This window comes from Streptomyces sp. NPDC036984, assembly GCF_055607665.1.
On record NZ_JBVJRL010000027.1, the window covers coordinates 50,012 to 68,943 of the forward strand.

At 71.8% G+C, this 18,932-nt stretch carries 21 protein-coding genes and 1 riboswitch; of the genes, 9 read left to right on the top strand and 12 right to left on the bottom strand.

What is annotated here, in order from left to right; genetic code table 11:
- Positions 1 to 12: 12 nt before the first annotated feature.
- The 5 genes from metF to ACZ7DL_RS33590 form a co-directional block, all read right to left on the bottom strand.
- Positions 13 to 936, bottom strand: a complete 924-nt coding sequence (metF, locus tag ACZ7DL_RS33570) for a methylenetetrahydrofolate reductase [NAD(P)H] (protein ID WP_470780047.1) — start codon at positions 934 to 936, stop codon at positions 13 to 15.
- A gap of 90 nt (positions 937 to 1,026) precedes the next feature.
- A complete protein-coding gene (gene thiE / locus ACZ7DL_RS33575) occupies positions 1,027 to 1,674 on the bottom strand; it encodes a thiamine phosphate synthase (RefSeq protein ID WP_470780049.1) in 648 nt (215 codons plus the stop codon).
- Positions 1,675 to 1,766: 92 nt separating this feature from the next.
- Positions 1,767 to 2,132 (bottom strand): Rv2175c family DNA-binding protein, encoded by a 366-nt coding sequence (locus ACZ7DL_RS33580; RefSeq protein WP_031166547.1) that lies wholly within the window; start codon positions 2,130 to 2,132, stop codon positions 1,767 to 1,769.
- Positions 2,133 to 2,196: 64 nt separating this feature from the next.
- Positions 2,197 to 3,429: an NAD(P)/FAD-dependent oxidoreductase gene (locus tag ACZ7DL_RS33585; protein ID WP_470780051.1), complete on the bottom strand. Its 1,233-nt coding sequence runs from the start codon at positions 3,427 to 3,429 to the stop codon at positions 2,197 to 2,199.
- A 32-nt stretch (positions 3,430 to 3,461) separates the two neighbouring features.
- Complete coding sequence (locus tag ACZ7DL_RS33590) at positions 3,462 to 3,812, bottom strand: avidin-fold protein (protein ID WP_470780053.1); 351 nt, start codon at positions 3,810 to 3,812, stop codon at positions 3,462 to 3,464.
- A gap of 53 nt (positions 3,813 to 3,865) precedes the next feature.
- A riboswitch (TPP riboswitch) is annotated at positions 3,866 to 3,977 on the top strand.
- Here ACZ7DL_RS33590 and thiO point away from each other — a divergent pair.
- The 6 genes from thiO (at position 3,975) to ACZ7DL_RS33620 (ending at position 9,893) form a co-directional block, all read left to right on the top strand.
- The gene (gene thiO, locus ACZ7DL_RS33595) at positions 3,975 to 5,144 is read left to right on the top strand and encodes a glycine oxidase ThiO (RefSeq protein ID WP_470780055.1); all 1,170 of its coding nucleotides are present in this window, start codon (positions 3,975 to 3,977) and stop codon (positions 5,142 to 5,144) included. (Overlaps the previous riboswitch by 3 nt.)
- A complete protein-coding gene (gene thiS / locus ACZ7DL_RS33600; RefSeq protein ID WP_470780056.1) occupies positions 5,141 to 5,353 on the top strand; it encodes a sulfur carrier protein ThiS in 213 nt (70 codons plus the stop codon). Before thiO ends, thiS begins: the two co-directional genes overlap by 4 nt.
- Positions 5,354 to 5,356: 3 nt before the next feature.
- A complete protein-coding gene (locus tag ACZ7DL_RS33605) occupies positions 5,357 to 6,151 on the top strand; it encodes a thiazole synthase (RefSeq protein ID WP_470780057.1) in 795 nt (264 codons plus the stop codon).
- Between the two features lie 253 nt (positions 6,152 to 6,404).
- Positions 6,405 to 8,333 (top strand): Stk1 family PASTA domain-containing Ser/Thr kinase, encoded by a 1,929-nt coding sequence (pknB, locus tag ACZ7DL_RS33610; protein ID WP_470780059.1) that lies wholly within the window; start codon positions 6,405 to 6,407, stop codon positions 8,331 to 8,333.
- Between the two features lie 57 nt (positions 8,334 to 8,390).
- Positions 8,391 to 9,269, top strand: a complete 879-nt coding sequence (locus ACZ7DL_RS33615; RefSeq protein ID WP_470780061.1) for a deoxyribonuclease IV — start codon at positions 8,391 to 8,393, stop codon at positions 9,267 to 9,269.
- Positions 9,270 to 9,344: 75 nt separating this feature from the next.
- Entirely contained in the window at positions 9,345 to 9,893 is a 549-nt protein-coding gene (locus ACZ7DL_RS33620; RefSeq protein WP_470780113.1) for a DUF4396 domain-containing protein, read from the top strand.
- Positions 9,894 to 9,916: 23 nt separating this feature from the next.
- Here ACZ7DL_RS33620 and ACZ7DL_RS33625 read toward each other — a convergent pair whose 3' ends face one another.
- Positions 9,917 to 10,549: a sulfite oxidase-like oxidoreductase gene (locus tag ACZ7DL_RS33625; protein ID WP_470780063.1), complete on the bottom strand. Its 633-nt coding sequence runs from the start codon at positions 10,547 to 10,549 to the stop codon at positions 9,917 to 9,919.
- A 178-nt stretch (positions 10,550 to 10,727) separates the two neighbouring features.
- On the opposite strand from ACZ7DL_RS33625, the gene bfr reads away from it, so the two are divergent.
- Positions 10,728 to 11,207, top strand: coding sequence for a bacterioferritin (bfr, locus tag ACZ7DL_RS33630; RefSeq protein WP_470780064.1), 480 nt, complete (start codon positions 10,728 to 10,730; stop codon positions 11,205 to 11,207).
- Here the strand turns inward: bfr and ACZ7DL_RS33635 are convergent.
- Together ACZ7DL_RS33635 and ACZ7DL_RS33640 are read right to left on the bottom strand one after the other, a co-directional pair.
- On the bottom strand, positions 11,204 to 11,467 hold the full coding sequence (locus ACZ7DL_RS33635; RefSeq protein WP_470780066.1) for a (2Fe-2S)-binding protein: 264 nt from the start codon (positions 11,465 to 11,467) through the stop codon (positions 11,204 to 11,206). The genes bfr and ACZ7DL_RS33635 overlap by 4 nt on opposite strands.
- Positions 11,468 to 11,585: 118 nt before the next feature.
- Entirely contained in the window at positions 11,586 to 12,938 is a 1,353-nt protein-coding gene (locus ACZ7DL_RS33640; RefSeq protein WP_470780067.1) for a class II 3-deoxy-7-phosphoheptulonate synthase, read from the bottom strand.
- Positions 12,939 to 13,043: 105 nt separating this feature from the next.
- Between ACZ7DL_RS33640 and ACZ7DL_RS33645 the strand changes: the two genes are divergently transcribed.
- Positions 13,044 to 13,100, top strand: coding sequence for a trp operon leader peptide (locus ACZ7DL_RS33645; protein WP_121791294.1), 57 nt, complete (start codon positions 13,044 to 13,046; stop codon positions 13,098 to 13,100).
- Positions 13,101 to 13,202: 102 nt separating this feature from the next.
- Positions 13,203 to 15,074, top strand: coding sequence for an anthranilate synthase family protein (locus ACZ7DL_RS33650; RefSeq protein WP_470780069.1), 1,872 nt, complete (start codon positions 13,203 to 13,205; stop codon positions 15,072 to 15,074).
- Between the two features lie 16 nt (positions 15,075 to 15,090).
- Here ACZ7DL_RS33650 and ACZ7DL_RS33655 read toward each other — a convergent pair whose 3' ends face one another.
- The 4 genes from ACZ7DL_RS33655 to ACZ7DL_RS33670 all read right to left on the bottom strand — a co-directional run bounded on the left by ACZ7DL_RS33655 (position 15,091) and on the right by ACZ7DL_RS33670 (position 18,915).
- Entirely contained in the window at positions 15,091 to 16,119 is a 1,029-nt protein-coding gene (locus ACZ7DL_RS33655; RefSeq protein WP_470780071.1) for a 6-phosphofructokinase, read from the bottom strand.
- Between the two features lie 120 nt (positions 16,120 to 16,239).
- On the bottom strand, positions 16,240 to 16,917 hold the full coding sequence (locus ACZ7DL_RS33660) for a response regulator (protein ID WP_470780072.1): 678 nt from the start codon (positions 16,915 to 16,917) through the stop codon (positions 16,240 to 16,242).
- Entirely contained in the window at positions 16,914 to 18,149 is a 1,236-nt protein-coding gene (gene macS / locus ACZ7DL_RS33665; RefSeq protein WP_470780073.1) for a MacS family sensor histidine kinase, read from the bottom strand. Before macS ends, ACZ7DL_RS33660 begins: the two co-directional genes overlap by 4 nt.
- A gap of 28 nt (positions 18,150 to 18,177) precedes the next feature.
- Positions 18,178 to 18,915 carry a lysophospholipid acyltransferase family protein gene (locus tag ACZ7DL_RS33670; RefSeq protein WP_470780075.1) on the bottom strand — a complete coding sequence of 246 codons (738 nt, stop codon included), beginning with the start codon at positions 18,913 to 18,915 and terminating at the stop codon, positions 18,178 to 18,180.
- Positions 18,916 to 18,932: the final 17 nt, after the last annotated feature.

Genomic DNA, 18,932 nt, shown 5'->3' on the forward strand with positions numbered 1-18,932 from the left:
GGTGCGGCCGGTCTAGGCCTGCGGGGGGTGATGCAGGCCCAGGTTCTCGTAGATTTCCAGGGTCGCCGTGGAGTTGTTGAGCGTGATGAAGTGCAGTCCGGGCACTCCCTCGGCCAGCAGCCGTGCGCAGAACTCCGTGGCGAAGTCGATACCGATGGAGCGTACCGCCGCCGGATCGTCCTTCGCTGTGAGGATCCGCTCTTTCAGGGCGTCCGGGAAGTGGGCGTTGCTGAGCTTGGGCAACCGTTCCAGCATCTTCACGCTGGTGACCGGCATGACCTCCGGGATCACCGGGGTGTCACAGCCCGCGGCCACCACGCGGTCGCGCAGCCGGAGATACGACTCCGGCTGGAAGAACATCTGTGTGATGGCGTAGTCGGCGCCGGCGCGGCACTTGTCGACGAAGTGCCGGACGTCGGTGTCCCAGTCCGTGGAGCGCGGGTGCATCTCCGGGAACGCGGCGACGCCCACGCAGAAGTCGCCCGACTCCTTGATGAGCCGGACGAGTTCGGCCGCGTAGGTCACGCCCCGGGGGTGTGGCACCCACTCGCCCATGGGGTCGCCGGGCGGGTCGCCGCGCACGGCGAGCATGTTGCGGATGCCGGCGTCCGCGTACTGGCCGATGATGTTGCGCAGTTCCGCGATGGAGTGGTCGACCGCCGTGAGGTGGGCGACCGGGGTGAGCGTGGTGTCGGCGACGATCTGCTGGGTCTCCTTGACCGTGCCCGCACGCGTGGAGCCGCCGGCGCCGTAGGTCACGGAGACGAAGTCGGGAGCGACCGCCTCGACCCTCCGGAGCGCGCTCCACAGGTTCCGCTCGCCCTTGGGCGTCTTCGGCGCAGAGAACTCGAACGAGTATGTCGTCTTGCCGGCGGCGAGGATGTCACGCACGGTGCGTGCGCGATCAGTCCTGGTCGATGCGGTTCCAAGGGCCATATGGGCAGGTTAGCCAGGGGTGGGCGGTCCCCCAACCAAACCTCGGAAATTTGCCCGAATTGTCGACTTCCTGTCCACCCCTTGGACAACTCAGCCCTGGTGGAGGCGCTTCGCGAACTCCCTCGCCGCCGCGCCCGGGTCGTCCGCCTCGGTGATCGCGCGGACCACGACCACCCGGCGGGCGCCCGCGTCCAGCACCTGGTCCAGCGTGCCGAGGTCGATGCCGCCGATGGCGAACCAGGGGCGGTCGGTGCCGAGGCCCGCCGTGTACCGGACCAGGTCGAGGCCGGGTGCGTGGCGGCCGGGCTTGGTGGGGGTGGGCCAGCAGGGGCCGGTGCAGAAGTAGTCCACGCCCTCCTGGACGGCGGCAGCGGCTGCCTCGCCCTCGGCGTGCGTGGAGCGGCCGATCAGCACCCCGTCGCCGAGGATCGCGCGGGCCGCGGGGACCGGCAGGTCACCCTGGCCGAGATGCAGCACGCCGGCGCGGGCGGCGTGGGCGACGTCCGCCCGGTCGTTGACCGCCAGCAGCTTGCCGTGCCGGGCACAGGCGTCGGCGAAGACCTCCAGGTGCTCCAGCTCCTCGGCGGCCTCCATGCCCTTGTCGCGCAACTGCACGATGTCGACACCGCCGGCCAGGACCGCGTCCAGGAACTCGGGCAGGTCGCCCTGGCGCTTGCGGGCGTCCGTGCAGAGGTACAGGCGGGCGTCGGCGAGCGCGGCGCGGGCGGTGTCGGACATGCGTGGGTCCCCCCGGGGTCGGTGTCCCTGTGGTTCTGGACGGTGGCGTGCGGGCGTCCGGCCCGCACGCCACCTCCTGGGTGTGGGTCGGCTCAGACGGCGAGCGCCTGGGCGCGGCGCTTCACCTCCGTGCCGCGATTCTCACTCAGGGCCTGCGCGGGGGTCCCGGGCAGGGTCGGGTCGGGGGTGAAGAGCCACTCGATCATCTCTTCGACCGTGAAGCCGTCGTCCCTCAGGAGCGTCAGGGTCCCGGACAGGCCCTTGACGACCTTGTCCCCGTCGATGAAGGCGGCGGGGACGTGCAGCGCCCGGTTCTCACCTCGGCGTACGGCGATGAGCTGGCCGTCCTTGACCAGCTGCCGGACACGCGTCACCTCGACACCGAACTGTTCGGCGATGTCGGGGAGGGTGAGCCAGGCGGGGACGAGAGCATCGATCTTTGCGTCAATCTCGGTCACGGCATCTAGCCTGCCATCCCCCACCGACAGTCGGAAGTCAGGCACCCCCACCTGGGAGAATGTCCTAGTCCGCGGTGGTGTCCTTCAGCGGTCGGGCGGGGTCGGGCAGGGCGTCCGGATCCATGGTGCGGCCCGCCTCGATCAGCCGGCGGCCCTGGGCCAGATCGCGGGGGCGCCCCACCGCCAGAAGGGCCGCCAGGCGGTTCTCGCGCAGCCAGCACACCGTCCAGGACGGGCCCGCCGGGTCGCCGCGCCACACCAGGCGGTCGGCCGCGGCGTGGTGACCGGCGTACTGCACGAACCGGCCGAACTGCTCCGACCAGAAGTACGGCACCGGGTCGTAGACCGCGGTGGTCTCGCCGAGGATGTTCGCGGCGACCGTACGCGGGCCCTGGAGGGCGTTGTCCCAGTGGTGGACGAGGAGCCGCTCGCCGTAGCGGGCCGAGGGGAAGGAAGCGCAGTCGCCGACGGCGTACACGTCCGGCAGGGAGGTGCGCAGGTGGTCGTCGGCGAGGACGTCGCCGTGCGCGCCCAGCTCGATGCCGGAGCCCGCCAGCCAGGCGGTGGCGGGGCGGGCACCGATGCCGACGACGACGGCGCCCGCGGGCAGCCGCGTGCCGTCGGCGAGCACCACCGCGCCGGACTCGACGCGCTCCACGCGCGCGCGGGTGCGCAGTTCCGTACCGCTGTCGGCGTACCAGGCGGTCATCGGCGCGGCCACCTCGGCGGGCAGGGCGCCGGCGAGCGGCCGGTCGGCGGCCTCCACGACGGTCACCGCGCAGCCGGCCTCGCGGGCGGCCGTGGCGAACTCGGCGCCGATCCAGCCGGCGCCCACGACCACGATGTCGTGCTGCCGGGCGAGCACCGGGCGCAGCCGGGCGGCGTCGTCCAGAGTGCGCAGCAGATGCACCCCGGGCACGCCCTCGGTGCCGGGCAGCGTGACCGGTACGGCGCCGGTGGCCAGCACCAGGACGTCGTACGGGACGGGCCCCGCCTCGGTGTCCAGCTCGTGGTCGGCAGGGCGCAGGCCCAGCACCTCGCAGCCGAGCCTGAGCTCGACGCCGAGGGACTCGAAGTCCACGTCGAAGGCGGAGTCCTCCGCCTTGCCGAGCAGCACGGCCTTCGACAGCGGCGGCCGGTCGTACGGCTGGTGCGGCTCGGCGCCGATGACGGTCACCCGTCCCCGGAAGCCCTGTTCGCGCAGGGCGACCGCGGTCTGCACCCCGGCCATGCCCGCGCCGACGACGACCACGCGCCGCCCCTGCGACGTGCCCTCTTCCGCTGTCTGCTCGCTCACCCGATCACCATAGACAATTGACGATCCGTCAGTCAGGGGGCGTGCTCGGTGACCTGCTCCACAACACTCGTGCCGGAGCCCGCGCGGGACTCCCACTCCCAGGTCTCCTCCAGCCGCACCCGGCCGTCCGGCAGCTCCACGACCGTGGAGACACAGTGCCCCGAGGCGGTCGTCCCGTCGGTCTTCAGCTGCACGTACCGGAAGTCCAGCCGGTCGCCCTCGCGGGTGCCGATCAGATGGCCGCGTACGACGTCGCCGCCCGCGTACTCGGCCCAGATCTCGCCGTCCTTCTCGTGATAGGCGAACCGGGTGCGGGTGCCCACCTGACCTGGGGCTTGGTCCGCCACGGGGGCGAGGATCAGTCCGTCGAGCGAGCGGGCCATGAGACGGGGCTCCCTTACGAGTGAGGAGGTCGGCGGGCTAGGGTGGCCACCGTACAAGCACTCGCGGGAGCCCGGACGCACCGGGCTGAGAGGGAGGCTGGCGGCCTCCGACCGTACGAACCTGATCCGGGTCATGCCGGCGAAGGGAGGGGCTGGACGCCCATGTCGTCACGTACGTCCGACGTCCTCGTCATCGGGGGCGGAATCATCGGCTTGGTCACGGCCTGGCGCGCGGCGCAGCGCGGGCTCGCCACGGCCGTGGTGGACCCCGAGCCCGGGGGCGGGGCCGCGCGGGTCGCGGCCGGGATGCTGGCCGCGGTCACCGAACTGCACTACGGCGAGGAGACCCTGCTCGCCCTGAACCTGGAATCGGCCCGCCGTTATCCGGACTTCACGGCCGAGCTGACCGAGCTGACCGGCCACGACCTCGGCTACCGCCGCTGCGGCACCCTCGCCGTCGCGCTGGACGCCGACGACCGTGCCCATCTGCGCGATCTGCACGCGCTCCAGCAGCGCTCGGGCCTCCGGTCGGAATGGATGTCCGGGCGGGAGTGCCGGCGCCTGGAGCCGATGCTCGCGCCGGGGGTGCGCGGCGGGCTGCGGGTGGACGGCGACCACCAGATCGACCCGCGCCGGCTGGCGGCGGCCCTGCTGAGCGCCTGCGAGCGGGCCGGCGTGGTGTTCCACCGCGCCTGGGCGGAGCGGCTGGACGTGGTACGGGAGCGGGCCGCCGGGGTCACCACGGCCGACGGCACCGGGCTGCGCGCGGAGCAGGTGGTGCTCGCCGCCGGCAGCCTGAGCGGGCGGCTCGCGGGGGTGCCGCTGGAGCTGCTGCCGCCGGTGCGGCCGGTCAAGGGGCAGGTGCTGCGGCTGACCGTGCCGCGCCGGTACGCGCCGTTCCTGAGCCGGACCGTGCGGGCCGTGGTGCGCGGCAGCCACGTCTACCTGGTGCCCCGCGAGAACGGCGAACTGGTCGTCGGCGCCACCAGCGAGGAGCTGGGCTGGGACACGACGGTCACCGCCGGGGGCGTGTACGAACTGCTGCGCGACGCCCACGAGCTGGTGCCCGGCATCACCGAGCTGCCGCTCACCGAGACCCGGGCCGGGCTGCGCCCCGGCTCCCCCGACAACGCGCCGCTGCTCGGCCCGTCCGGCCTGGCCGGGCTGCTGCTGGCCACCGGGCACTACCGCAACGGGGTGCTGCTCACGCCGGTCACCGGGGACGTGCTGGGGCATGCCCTGGCCACCGGGGAACTCCCGGAGGAGGCACGTCCGTTCACCCCGCGGCGGTTCGGCGGCGCGGGGCTGGAAAAGCTGGAGCAGCCCGCATGAACCTCTCCCTGACCATCTCCGTCAACGGCGAGCCCCGCGAGGTCGCGCCGGGTACCGCGCTGGACGCGCTGGTGGAGACCCTCACCGCGGCGCCGCGCGGGGTGGCCGCCGCCCTCAACGAGACCGTCGTCCCGCGCGCGCAGTGGGCGACGACCGCCCTCGCCGAGGGCGACCGGGTCGAAGTCCTCACCGCCGTGCAGGGAGGCTGAGCCATGGCAGACGATCCCCTGGTCCTCGGCGGGCTGACGTTCTCGTCGCGGCTGATCATGGGCACGGGCGGGGCGCCCAGCCTGGAGGTGCTTCAGCGGGCACTGGTCGCCTCCGGTACGGAACTGACGACGGTCGCGATGCGCCGGGTGGACCCGTCCGTGCACGGCTCGGTGCTGTCGGTGCTGGAGAAGCTCGGCATCCGGGTGCTGCCGAACACGGCGGGCTGTTTCACCGCCGGCGAGGCCGTGCTGACCGCCCGGCTGGCCCGGGAGGCGCTCGGCACGGACCTGATCAAGCTGGAGGTCATCGCCGACGAGCGGACGCTGCTGCCGGATCCGGTGGAGCTGCTGGAGGCGGCGGAGACGCTCGTCGACGACGGGTTCACGGTGCTGCCGTACACGAACGACGACCCGGTGCTCGCGCGGAAGCTGGAGGACGTCGGCTGTGCGGCGGTCATGCCGCTCGGCTCGCCGATCGGCTCCGGGCTCGGCATCCGCAATCCGCACAACTTCCAGCTGATCGTGGAGCAGGCGCGCGTACCGGTGATCCTCGACGCGGGGGCCGGTACGGCGTCCGACGTGGCGCTGGCGATGGAGCTGGGGTGCGCGGGGGTGATGCTCGCCTCCGCGGTGACGCGGGCGCAGGAACCGGAGCTGATGGCCGCGGCGATGAGGCATGCCGTGGAGGCGGGTCGGCTGGCTCGGTTGGCGGGGCGGATTCCCCGGCGGTATCTCGCGGAGGCGTCCTCTCCTACGGAGGGTCTGGCCAGACTCGATCCCGAGCGCCCGGCGTTCTGACGGGTCGCTCTCCCACCCGCGCACCGCCCGTTACCGCCGACTGGAGGGCGGGACTCTCCCGTGGGGCGTCTCGCCGTCGGCGACCGCGGGGCCGTGCGGGCGACCGCGGGTTGTGCGGGCGACCGCGGAACCGTGCGGGCGACCGCGGGCGGCCGGGGGCCGGGGTGTGGCGCGTTACAGGTCGGCTTCAGTACTGCTCCGATGCCGGTGGACGCGGTCGTGGTGTCGGTGGGCCCTCGTAGACTCCCCTCTCGTGGATACGACCCTTCAGGACCCCCTCGTCGGGCAGCTGCTCGACGGCCGGTATCGCGTCGACGCGCGGATCGCGGCCGGCGGGATGGCCACGGTCTACCGGGCCCTGGACACCCGCCTGGACCGCGTGCTCGCGCTGAAGGTGATGCACCCGACGCTCGCGGCCGACGGGGCCTTCGTCGAGCGGTTCATCCGCGAGGCGAAGTCCGTCGCCCGGCTCGACCACCCCAATGTGGTCCAGGTCTTCGACCAGGGGACCGACGGGTCGTACGTCTACCTGGCGATGGAGTACATCGCCGGCTGCACCCTGCGGGACGTGCTGCGGGAGCGGGGCGCCGTGCAGCCGCGGGCCGCGCTGGACATCCTGGAGCCGGTGCTCGCCGCGCTCGGCGCCGCGCACCGGGCGGGGTTCGTGCACCGGGACATGAAGCCCGAGAACGTGCTGATAGGCGACGACGGCCGGGTCAAGGTGGCCGACTTCGGGCTGGTGCGCTCCGTGGACACGGTGACCAGCACGACGGGCGCCGTACTCGGGACCGTCTCCTATCTCGCGCCCGAGCAGATCGAGCAGGGCACCACCGACCCGCGCGTCGACGTGTACGCGTGCGGTGTGGTCCTCTACGAGATGCTGACGGGCACGAAGCCGCACTCCGGGGACTCCCCGGCCCAGGTGCTCTACAAGCACCTCCACGAGGACGTGCCGCCGCCCTCGGCGCTCGTGCCGGGGCTGCCGTACGAGCTGGACGAACTGGTCGCGTCGGCCACCGCCCGCAATCCGGACGTCCGGCCGCACGACGCCGTGGCGCTGCTGGCGCAGGTGCGCGAGGGCCGCCGGCCGCTGACCGACGAGCAGCTGGACGCACTGCCGCCACAGGCGCTGGCCCCGGAGCACGACAACGCCGAGGACCGCACCAGCGTGATCCCGCGCGCGCTGACTGTGCCCCGGCCACTGCCGGTCGGCGAGGACGCCGCCGCGGACGGGATCGACCGCACCGCCCGCTTCCAGAGCCCGCCGGTGCCGCCCCGCCGCCGGGGCCCGGCCCGGCCGCCGCGCGCGGTGCTGGCGCTGATCGCGGCCGTGCTGCTGGTGTTCGGTGTGGGCGCCGGGGTCTGGTACATCAACTCCGGCCAGTTCACCAAGGTGCCGCCGCTGCTGACGCAGACCGAGGCGCAGGCGAAGGAACGGCTCGAGTCCGCCGGGCTGGACGTCGGGCAGGTCAAGCGCGCGTACAGCGACACCGTCGAGCGCGGCACGGTGATCGGCAGCGACCCGGCGCCCGGCGCGCGGATCCGGGACCACGACTCGGTGACGCTGACCGTGTCGCTCGGGCCGGAGACGGTGAACGTGCCGAACGTGAAGGGCCAGCCCCTCGCGAAGGCGCAGGCGCGCCTGAAGGCGGACGGCCTGGAGCCGGGCATGGTGACCCGCGAGTTCAGCGCGGACGTCGCCCGGGGTTCGGTGATCGGTACGTCGCCGGACGCGGGCACCAAGCGGCACGCGGGCTCGGCGATCGCGTTGATCGTCAGCAAGGGCAGCCCGATCGCCGTCCCGGACGTCACCGGCGACGACCTGGAGAGCGCCAGGCAGGAGCTGACGGACGCCGGGCTCAAGGTGAAGGTCGCCGCCGGGCGGATCAACTCCGAGTACGACAAGGGCGAGGTCGCCGCGCAGAGCCCGGGCGACGGCCGCCAGGCCGCCGAGGGTGACACGGTGACGCTGACGCTGTCCAAGGGCCCGGAGATGGTCGAGGTCCCGGACGTGGTCGGTGACAGCGTGGACGACGCCCACGAGGCCCTGGAGGGCGCGGGCTTCGAGGTCGAGGAGGACCGCGGCCTGCTCGGGCTGTTCGGCGACACCGTGAAGAAGCAGTCGGTGGACGGCGGCGAGACGGCGCCGAAGGGGTCGACGATCACGATCACCATCCGGTGACCGGAGTCACCGGGGACAGCGGTCCGGGCGCGGGGGCGGGCGTGACACCCTGAACGGGTGAGTCCCGATCAGTCCCCCCTCCCCCGCAACCCCGTCGGCGGCCATGTGCCCGTGGCCGGCGGCCTGCACTCCGTCGGGCTGTCGTACGCCCGTGATCTGAAGGCCGAGACCGTTCAGGTCTTCGTCGCCAACCCGCGCGGCTGGGCCACGCCCGCCGGGAACCCGCGGCAGGACGAGGCGTTCCGCGCGGCGTGCGCCGAGGAGTCGATCCCGGCGTACGTCCACGCCCCGTACCTGATCAACTTCGGCTCGCACACCGAGGCGACCGTGGAGCGGTCGGTGGAGTCGCTGCGGCACTCGCTGCGCCGCGGGCGGGAGATCGGCGCGCTGGGCGTGGTCGTGCACACCGGGAGCGCGACCGGCGGGCGGGCGCGGGAGGTGGCGCTGAAGCAGGTACGGGAGCACCTGCTGCCGCTGCTGGACGAGCTGACCCACGACGACGACCCGTTCCTGCTGCTGGAGTCGACCGCCGGGCAGGGCGCCTCGCTGTGCTCGCGCACCTGGGACTTCGGGCCGTACTTCGAGGCGCTGGACGCCCACCCGAAGCTGGGGGTGTGCCTGGACACCTGCCACATCTTCGCCGCCGGGCACGACCTGACCGGGCCGAGCGGTATGCACCGGACCCTGGACCTGCTGGTGGACACGGTCGGCGAGGGCCGGCTGAAGCTGATCCACGCCAACGACTCCAAGGACGTGGTCGGCGCGCACAAGGACCGGCACGAGAACATCGGCGCCGGTCACATCGGCGAGGACCCTTTCCGCGCCCTGATGACCCACCCCGCGACGGCGGGCGTTCCGCTGATCATAGAGACGCCCGGCGGCAAGGAGGGGCACGCGGCGGATGTGGAGCGGCTGAAGAAACTCCGGGCTTCATGACCCGTCGAGGAATACCCCAGGGGGGTATACGGTTCCTGTGAGTCGCAGGAACCGTCACTCGGCATGGGGGAAACCATGGAGCACTCGGCGCACGTCAGCCACGAACACCACCAGCACGAGCAGCACCAGCACGGGCAGCACCCGCACGGCCACCACGGGCACCACCAGCACCACGGCCACGCCCCCGCCACCACCTGGGCGGCGGCCGCTCAGGCCACCCTGCACTGCCTCACCGGCTGCGCCATCGGCGAGGTGCTCGGCATGATCCTGGGCACGGCCCTCGGCTGGGGCAACCTGCCCACGATGACGCTGGCGATCATCCTCGCCTTCGTCTTCGGTTACTCGCTGACCCTGCGCGGGATCCTGCGCGCCGGTGTGGACTTCCGTACCGCCTTCCGGGTGGCGCTGGCCGCCGACACCCTGTCCATCGCCGTGATGGAACTGATCGACAACGGCGTGATCCTCGTCTGGCCGTCCGCGATGGACGCGACCCTCGGCAAGCCGCTGTTCTGGATCTCGCTGGCGATCTCGCTCGTGATCGCCTTCGTGGCGACCACGCCGGTCAACAAGTGGATGATCGGCCGGGGCAAGGGACACGCGGTGGTGCACCGGTACCACCACTGAGCAGCACCACCGCGCAGCCGGGATCAGAGCTCGGGGCCGTCCCCGGGCCCTTCCTGGTAGGAGTAGCGCTGCTCCTTCCAGGGGTCGCCGATGTTGTGGTAGCCGCGCTCCTCCCAGAAGCCGCGGCGGTCGGCGGTCATGTACTCCACACCCCGGACCCACTTGGGGCCCTTCCAGGCGTACAGATGGGGCACGATCAGGCGGACCGGGAAGCCGTGCTCGGCGGTGAGGAGCTCACCGTCCTTGTGGGTGGCGAAGATCGCGCGGTCGGAGGCGAAGTCGGCGAGGCGCAGATTCGAGCTGAAGCCGTACTCCGCCCAGACCATCACATGGGTGACGTCCGGTGCCGGCGGGGCCAGGTCCAGGATCGCGCGGGCCGGGACGCCGCCCCACTCCGCACCGACCATGCTGAACTTCGTCACGCAGTGCAGATCGGCCACCACGGTGGTGTACGGCAGCGCCGTGAACTCCTCGTGGCTCCAGGTGCGCTTGTCCCCGTCGGCGGTGGCGCCGAAGACGCGGAACTCCCAGCGCTCGGGCCGGAACTTCGGCACCGGCCCGTAGTGCGTGACCGGCCAGCCGCGCTGGAGCCGCTGACCCGGCGGAAGCTCGAACCCTGCCCCCGCCCCAGACTCTCGCTCCACCGGATGACCCATGTATCCATCCTGACAGACCTCGGGCAGTGCCCTTGACCACCCACACTTGAAACGGACAACTACCAACAACTCAGTGCGTACTTACTAAGTACGCACTTACTGGACGATCTTTCCCGCCGGTGCAATCATGCGGCCGCACACCCTCACCCGTTCCCTCCGTGTGGAAGGAGCCGCTGCGATGCAGGGCGACCCCGAGGTCATCGAGTTCCTCAACGAGCAGCTCACCGGCGAGCTGACCGCGATCAACCAGTACTTCCTGCACGCGAAGATGCAGGAGAACAACGGCTGGACGAAGCTCGCGAAGTACACGCGGCACGAGTCGTTCGACGAGATGAAGCACGCCGAGGTGCTCACCGACCGGATCCTGTTCCTCGACGGGCTGCCGAACTACCAGCGGCTGGGCCATGTCCGGGTGGGACAGACCGTCCGGGAGATGTTCGAGGCGGACCGGGAGATCGAGGTGGAGGCGATCGACCGGCTCAGGCGGGGCATCAAGGTGATGCGCGAGAAGGGTGACATCACGTCCGCGAACATCTTCGAGGACATCCTCGCCGACGAGGAGCACCACATCGACTACCTCGACACACAGCTGGAGCTGGTGGAGAAGCTCGGCGAGGCGCTCTACCTCGCCCAGCTGATCGAGCAGCCGGAGGGCTAGGCGGCTTCGGGGATCTCCGCGAGGACGGGCTTGCCCTGGTCGGCCAGCTCGCGGCGGGGGCAGGCGCCCCGGCCGAGGATGGCCTGGATCCGGCGGACACACGATCCGCAGTCGGTGCCGGCCTTGCAGGCGGAGGCGATCTGCCGCGGGGTGCAGGCGCCGTTCTCCGCGTGCTGCACCACTTGCCGCTCGGTGATGCCGAAGCAACTGCAGACGTACACCCGGCTCACCTCCCGACGGGATCGCTCGCTTGCTGCCATCCCGTTTCTCGGTGAGGCAAACCTAACCTTACCCATGGTCCGGTGAGCGCAAAAGTGGCGGGGGCGCGGATCGGGTGTGATCCGCGCCCCACTCAGGCCGGTGTAACGGGCGAAGCCGTCACTGGTCCCTGTACATCTCGGCCACGAGGAACGCCAGGTCCAGCGACTGGCTGCGGTTCAGCCGCGGGTCGCAGGCCGTCTCGTAGCGCTGGTGCAGGTCGTCCACGAAGATCTCGTCGCCGCCGCCCACGCACTCGGTGACGTCGTCGCCGGTCAGCTCCACGTGGATGCCGCCCGGATGGGTGCCGAGCGCCTTGTGGACCTCGAAGAAGCCCTTGACCTCGTCCAGCACGTCGTCGAAGCGGCGGGTCTTGTGCCCGGAGGCCGCCTCGAAGGTGTTGCCGTGCATCGGGTCGGTCACCCAGGCCACCGTCGCACCGGACGCCGTGACCTTCTCGACCAGCTCGGGAAGCTTGTCCCGGATCTTGTCGGCGCCCATGCGGACGATGAAGGTCAGCCGGCCCGGCTCCCGCTCGGGGTCGAGCCGGTCGATGTACTGGAGCGCCTCCTCGGCCGTGGTGGTCGGGCCGAGCTTGATGCCGATCGGGTTGCGGATCCGCGAGGCGAACTCGATGTGCGCGTGGTCCAGCTGCCGGGTGCGCTCACCGATCCACACCATGTGCGCGGAGACGTCGTACAGCTTGCCGGTGCGGGAGTCGACCCGGGTCAGGGCGGACTCGTAGTCCAGCAGCAGCGCCTCGTGCGAGGAGAAGAACTCGACCGTCTTGAACTCCTCCGGATCCGTGCCGCAGGCCCGCATGAAGTTCAGCGCGTTGTCGATCTCGCGCGCGAGCTGCTCGTAGCGCTGGCCCGACGGCGAGGTCTTCACGAAGTCCTGGTTCCAGGCGTGCACCTGGCGCAGGTCCGCGTAACCACCGGTGGTGAAGGCGCGCACCAGGTTCAGCGTGGACGCCGACGCGTGGTACATGCGCTTCAGCCGCTCGGGGTCCGGGATGCGGGCCTCTTCGGTGAAGTCGAAGCCGTTGACGGAGTCGCCCCGGTAGGTCGGGAGCGTCACGCCGTCGCGGGTCTCGGTCGGCTTGGAGCGGGGCTTGGAGTACTGCCCCGCGATCCGGCCGACCTTGACCACGGGCACGGAGGCCGCGTAGGTCAGGACGGCACCCATCTGGAGCAGCGTCTTCAGCTTGTTGCGGATGTGGTCGGCGGACACCGCGTCGAATGCCTCGGCGCAGTCGCCGCCCTGGAGGAGGAACGCCTCTCCCTTGGCGACGGCCGCCATCCGGGCGCGCAGCTGGTCGCACTCGCCCGCGAAGACGAGCGGCGGATACGACTCGAGGTCCGCGATCACTGCGCGCAGAGCCTCGGTGTCGGGGTACTCGGGCTGCTGCGCCGCGGGCAGGTTTCGCCAGGTGTTGCCAGCGCTCGGGCTGGTCTTAGCGTTCACGGTCACCTCGTACACATTACGGGGTCATGGGTCGGGATTTTCCTCTGGCTCGAAGGGTGAGACGGAGTGATTACCCCCTGGACACCGGCCGGCTGCGGTAGGGTTCCCTCCATGTTCGCGCCGTCGATCCAGAACTGGTGGTGGACCGCTTCTCCGGCGGCCCGCTGATCGCGCGTACACAGAACTTCGCGAAGGCCGCCCGAGGGGCGGCCTTCGGCGTTTCTCCGGGTCGTTCCTCTCCGTCAGAAGATCGAGAAGGAGCCCGTACCCGTGGATCTGAAGGACCTGCTTCGTGACCCCCGCCCCTTCGCCCTGCTCCGCCGCCGCACCCCGGGCCGCGACGAGCAACTGGTGGAGGTGCTGCTCGGCCCGGTGACCAGCCGTGACCGGCTCGCCGACCTGCCCGACGAGGGGCTCGCCCTCATCCCGTTCCGGCAGATCCGCGAGCGCGGCTTCGACGTCCGCGACGACGGCACACCGCTGCTGGTGCTCACCCCCGAGGAGTCGTACGAGATCCCGCTCGCCGAGGCGCTGTCCGGGCTGCCCGCGCACGAGGTGCGGGTCGCGGGCGGGGGCTTCGACGTCGGGGACGAGGAGTACGCCGAGATCGTCGGGCGGGTGCTGCGCGAGGAGATCGGCCGGGGCGAGGGCGCGAACTTCGTGATCCGGCGCACGTACGAGGGTGAGATCCCCGGCTTCGGCCGCGCGGACGCGCTCGCGCTGTTCCGGCGGCTGCTGGAGGGCGAGCGGGGCGCGTACTGGACGTTCGTGGTGCACACCGGCGACCGGACGCTGGTGGGGGCGAGTCCGGAGGTGCACGTCCGGATGAGCGGCGGAACCGTGGTGATGAACCCGATCAGCGGCACCTACCGCTATCCGGCCGAGGGCCCGACCCCGGAGCACCTGCTCTCCTTCCTCGCCGACGGCAAGGAGATCGAGGAGCTGTCCATGGTCGTGGACGAGGAGCTGAAGATGATGTGCACCGTCGGCGACATGGGCGGGGTCGTCGTCGGTCCGCGGCTGAAGGAGATGGCGCACCTCGCGCACACCGAGTACGAGCTGCGCGGGAAGTCCTCCCTGGACGTACGGGAGGTGCTGCGGGAGACGATGTTCGCGGCGACGGTGACCGGGTCGCCGGTGCAGAACGCGTGCCGGGTGATCGAGCGGCACGAGCCCCTCGGCCGGGACGGCGTGGCGCGCGGGTACTACGCCGGTGCGCTCGCCCTGCTCGGGCGGGACTCCGGGGGCACGCAGACCCTCGACTCCCCCATCCTGATCCGCACCGCCGACATCTTTGCCGACGGCCGGCTGCGCGTCCCGGTCGGGGCGACGCTGGTGCGCGGCTCCGACCCGGCGGGCGAGGTCGCGGAGACCCACGCGAAGGCGGCGGGCGTGCTGACCGCCCTCGGGGTACGGCCGTCCGGGCCGCGGGCGGAGCGGGAGCGGCCCCGGCTGGCCGACGACCCCCGGGTCCGGGAGGCGCTGGACGGGCGCCGGGCCGGGCTCGCGCCGTTCTGGCTGCGGATGCAGGAGCGGTCCGAGATCCTGGCGGGTCACGCCCTCGTCGTGGACGGCGAGGACACGTTCACGGCGATGCTGGCGCACGTGCTGCGCTCGAGCGGCCTGGAGGTGACCGTCCGGCGGTACGACGAGCCGGGGCTGCGGGAGGAGGTGCGCGCGCACGAGGGGCCGGTCGTACTGGGGCCCGGTCCGGGCGACCCGGGGGACCTCGCCGACCCGAAGATGCGGATCCTGCGGGAGCTGACCGCCACGGTGATCAGGGAACACCGGTACGGCGTGCTCGGCGTCTGCCTGGGCCACGAGCTGATCGCGGCCGAGCTGGGCCTGGAGATCGTGCGCAAGCAGGTGCCGTACCAGGGGGCGCAGACCACGATCGACCTGTTCGGGCGGCCGGAGACCGTCGGCTTCTACAACAGCTTCGTGGCCCGCTGCGACGAGAAGGCCGCCCGGGAGCTGGCGGCGCACGGCGTCGAGGTGAGCCGCGCGGCGAACGGGGAGGTGCACGCGCTCAGGGGCCCCGGGTTCTGCGGGGTGCAGTTCCACCCGGAGTCGGTCCTGACGCTGAACGGGGCCGCGGTCGTACGGGAGCTGGTGGGCCTGCTGCGCCGCACGACCGTGTGACCCTCGGGGGCTGCCGTCAGCCGAAGAAGACCCCGACCTCCTGGTACAGCTCCGGTTCGACCGTCTTGAGCTTGGCCGTGGCCTCGGCCAGGGGGACGCGGACGATGTCGGTGGCGCGCAGGGCGACCATCTTGCCGTAGTCGCCGTCGTGGACGCAGTCGATGGCGTGCAGCCCGAAGCGGGTGGCGAGCCAGCGGTCGAAGGCGCTGGGCGTGCCGCCGCGCTGGACGTGCCCGAGGACCGTGGTGCGGGCCTCCTTGCCGGTGCGCTTCTCGATCTCCTTGGCCAGCCACTCGCCGACTCCGGAGAGCCGGACATGCCCGAAGGAGTCCAGCGACCGGTCCTTGAGGACCATGTCGCCGTCCTTCGGCATGGCGCCCTCGGCGACGACCACGATCGGCGCGTACGACGCCCGGAAGCGGGAGGTCACCCAGGTGCAGACCTGCTCGACGTCGAAGCGCTGCTCGGGGATGAGGATGACGTTGGCGCCGCCGGCGAGGCCGGAGTGCAGTGCGATCCAGCCGGCGTGCCGGCCCATCACCTCCACGACCAGGACCCGCATATGGGACTCGGCGGTGGTGTGCAGGCGGTCGATGGCCTCGGTGGCGATGTTGACGGCGGTGTCGAAGCCGAAGGTGTAGTCGGTGGCGGACAGGTCGTTGTCGATGGTCTTCGGCACGCCGACGCAGGGCACCCCGTACTCGTCGGACAGGCACGCCGCGACCCCGAGGGTGTCCTCGCCGCCGATCGCGATGAGGGCCTCGACCTCCTGCTTGGCCAGATTCTCCTTGATGCGGCGGATGCCGTCGTCCACCTTCAGGGGGTTGGTCCGCGAGGAGCCGAGGATGGTGCCGCCGCGGGGCAGGATGCCGCGCACCGCGGGGATGTCGAGCCGGATCGTGTCGTTCTCGAGCGGACCCCGCCAGCCGTCCCGGAAGCCGACGAAGTCATAGCCGTACTCCTGCACGCCCTTGCGGACGACGCCCCGGATGACGGCGTTGAGTCCGGGGCAGTCGCCGCCTCCGGTCAGTACTCCTACCCGCATGGAAATGTCCCTTCGCCGCGGTTACCTGACGCGGAGTCACGCTAATGGTGATTCAGGTCACTTCGGGAGAGGCGGGAGGGTGATTCCGGTGCATGTCCGGATGCGCGTGCTCCGGGCGTCCTACTCCTCGTCGAGTCCGCGCTCGATGGCGTACCGGACCAGCTCCACCCTGTTGTGCAGCTGGAGCTTGCCCAGGGTGTTCTGGACGTGGTTCTGGACCGTGCGGTGGGAGATGACGAGGCGTTCGGCGATCTGCTTGTAGCTCAGGCCCTTGGCCACGAGCCGCAGCACCTCCGTCTCCCGGTCCGTCAGCCGGGGCGCGCCCGGCTCGTCGGCGTCGGGTGCCGGCGCGGGCTCGGAGGCCAGGCGGCGGTACTCACCCAGGACCAGGCCGGCCAGGCCCGGGGTGAACACCGGGTCGCCGACGGCCGTGCGGCGCACCGCGTCCAGCAGTTCCTCGGTGGAGGCCGACTTCAGCAGGTAACCGGTCGCACCGGATTTCACGGCCTCCAGCACGTCCGCGTGCTCACCGCTCGCCGACAGGACGAGGACGCGCAACGCCGGGTTGTGGCCGACCAGTTCCTTGCACACCTGGACACCGGGCTTGGCGGGCAGGTTGAGGTCCAGCACGAGGACGTCGGGAGCGGCGGCCTTGGCGCGCCGGACCGCCTGCTCGCCGTCGCCGGCGGTGGCCACCACCTCGAAGCCGGACTCGGCCAGGTCACGCGCGACCGCGTCACGCCACATGGGGTGGTCGTCCACCACCATGACCTTGATCGGGTCCTGCTGCTGTGTCATCGCTGCTCCGCCTTCTTCCGCCGCGCCCGCACGGCGCCCTTCGGTACCTTCAGTTCGACTTCCGTGCCCTGCCCGGGGACGGACACGATCTCGGCGCTGCCGCCGAGATCCCGCAGCCGGCCCCGGATGGACAGGGCCACCCCGAGCCGGCCCTCGCCCTCGGCCTGCGCCAGCCGGCCCTCGGGGATGCCGGGGCCGTCGTCGCGGACGGTGACGACGATCTCCTCCGGCTCGTCCTCCAGCAGGATCCAGGCGCGCGCCTCCTCCCCGGCGTGCCTGCGCACGTTGTCCAGGGCGGCCCCCACGGCGGCGGCCACCTCGCGGGCCGCGTCCGGCGGCAGCGGCACCGGGGCGCCGGGTTCGGCCAGGCTGACCCGGGCGCACGCGTAGCGGGCGAGCAGGGGGCGCAGGTCGACCGGGCCGGCCACCGCGTCCTCGACCGGCTCCTCGACGGCCCGCACGACGGCTCCGGCGGCCAGGTCCTCCGAGACCCGGGACACCGGCACCAGGCCGCCCGACACCAGCGTGCGCAGGGCCACCTCCTGCTCCCCGGCCATCCGGCCCAGTTCGGCCGCCTCGCCGCCGAGGGCCGTGCCCCGGCGCTTCACCATCGCCAGCACCTGGAGCACGCTGTCGTGGATGTCCCGGGCCAGCCGCTCCCGCTCCCGGGTCGCGGCCTCGATCTCCAGCGCACGGGCGAGGGTGCGCTCGGAGGCGCGGGCCACCTCCACGACGTAGCCGATGGCGATGGAGGCGACCCAGACGAGGATCACGTTGTGCACGGTGTCCCGGGCGGGGTGGCCGCGCTCGATCAGGTTGACGGCGGCCACGGCCGTGGAGGCGACGGCCGCCCAGCGCCAGCCGCCCTTGATGGCGAAGGCCAGCACCGCGCCGGCGGTCCATATCGACGGCAGGGTGGGCCCGCCGCCCGCGATCCGCTCGTGGCTGTCGGCGACCGGCGTGAGCAGGATGCCGGCCAGCGCGACGGCCAGGTCCATGATCAGGAAGCGCCGGGTGCAGCTCGCCGCGCCGGAGACCTTGGGCAGGGTGGCGAGGGTCCACACGGCCAGCACCGCGTAGTAGACGACGGCGACCCAGGGCCGGACGAAGTGGTCGTACGCGGTGGCGCACAGACCGATCGCGTACAGCATGGTCATGACGCGGTAGCCGGCGAGCGCGCGCCACAGCGGCAGCTCGACCGACATCCGTACGACGCGCTCGCGCTTGGGCATGTCCCCCGGTCCCCCCCGATCCCCCTGGCTAGGACTCGGCCTGCTTCTTCCCGGCCTTCTCCGCTTCCCTGGCCGCCTTCGCCGCCTCTGCCATCTGCCGCTTGGCGGCGGTGGCGTAGATGTCGACGTACTCCTGGCCGGAGAGCTTCATGATCTCGTACATGACCTCGTCGGTCAGGGCGCGCAGCACGAACCGGTCGTGCTCCATGCCCTGGTAGCGGCTGAAGTCCATGGGCTTGCCGATGCGGATGCCGGGCCGCATCAGCTTCGGCATGACCTTGCCGGGCGGCTGGATCTTCTCCGTGTCGATCATGGCGACCGGGATGACCGGCGCGCCGGTGGCGAGCGCCACGCGCGCGAGGCCGCCGGGCTTGCCCCGGTACAGCCGTCCGTCGGGCGAGCGGGTGCCCTCCGGGTAGATGCCGAACAGCTCGCCGCGCCGCAGCACCTCTATACCGCTCTTGATCGCCGCCTCACCGGCGCCGCGCGCCCCGGAACGGTCCACCGGCAGCTGGCCGACGCCCTTGAAGAAGGCCGCGGTGAGGCGGCCCTTCACGCCGGGGGTGGTGAAGTACTCGGCCTTGGCGATGAAGGTGACCTTGCGGTCCAGCATGACGGGCAGGAAGAACGAGTCCGAGAAGGACAGGTGATTGCTGGCCAGAATGGCGGGGCCCTCGGCCGGGATGTTCTCCAGACCCTCCACCCACGGTCTGAAGGCAACCTTCAGCGGCCCGCCGATGGCGACCTTCATCGTGCCGTACAACACCCGTGTGCCTCCTGTTT

What these genes read in the sequence shown, in the direction of transcription:
- metF (WP_470780047.1), bottom strand. Translation starts at nt 936, where the DNA reads ATGGCCCTTGGAACCGCATCGACCAGGACTGATCGCGCACGCACCGTG.
- thiE (WP_470780049.1), bottom strand. Translation starts at nt 1,674, where the DNA reads ATGTCCGACACCGCCCGCGCCGCGCTCGCCGACGCCCGCCTGTACCTC.
- ACZ7DL_RS33590 (WP_470780053.1), bottom strand. Translation starts at nt 3,812, where the DNA reads ATGGCCCGCTCGCTCGACGGACTGATCCTCGCCCCCGTGGCGGACCAA.
- thiO (WP_470780055.1), top strand. Translation starts at nt 3,975, where the DNA reads ATGTCGTCACGTACGTCCGACGTCCTCGTCATCGGGGGCGGAATCATC.
- thiS (WP_470780056.1), top strand. Translation starts at nt 5,141, where the DNA reads ATGAACCTCTCCCTGACCATCTCCGTCAACGGCGAGCCCCGCGAGGTC.
- ACZ7DL_RS33605 (WP_470780057.1), top strand. Translation starts at nt 5,357, where the DNA reads ATGGCAGACGATCCCCTGGTCCTCGGCGGGCTGACGTTCTCGTCGCGG.
- ACZ7DL_RS33620 (WP_470780113.1), top strand. Translation starts at nt 9,345, where the DNA reads ATGGAGCACTCGGCGCACGTCAGCCACGAACACCACCAGCACGAGCAG.
- ACZ7DL_RS33625 (WP_470780063.1), bottom strand. Translation starts at nt 10,549, where the DNA reads ATGGGTCATCCGGTGGAGCGAGAGTCTGGGGCGGGGGCAGGGTTCGAG.
- bfr (WP_470780064.1), top strand. Translation starts at nt 10,728, where the DNA reads ATGCAGGGCGACCCCGAGGTCATCGAGTTCCTCAACGAGCAGCTCACC.
- ACZ7DL_RS33635 (WP_470780066.1), bottom strand. Translation starts at nt 11,467, where the DNA reads ATGGCAGCAAGCGAGCGATCCCGTCGGGAGGTGAGCCGGGTGTACGTC.
- ACZ7DL_RS33655 (WP_470780071.1), bottom strand. Translation starts at nt 16,119, where the DNA reads ATGCGGGTAGGAGTACTGACCGGAGGCGGCGACTGCCCCGGACTCAAC.
- ACZ7DL_RS33660 (WP_470780072.1), bottom strand. Translation starts at nt 16,917, where the DNA reads ATGACACAGCAGCAGGACCCGATCAAGGTCATGGTGGTGGACGACCAC.
- macS (WP_470780073.1), bottom strand. Translation starts at nt 18,149, where the DNA reads ATGCCCAAGCGCGAGCGCGTCGTACGGATGTCGGTCGAGCTGCCGCTG.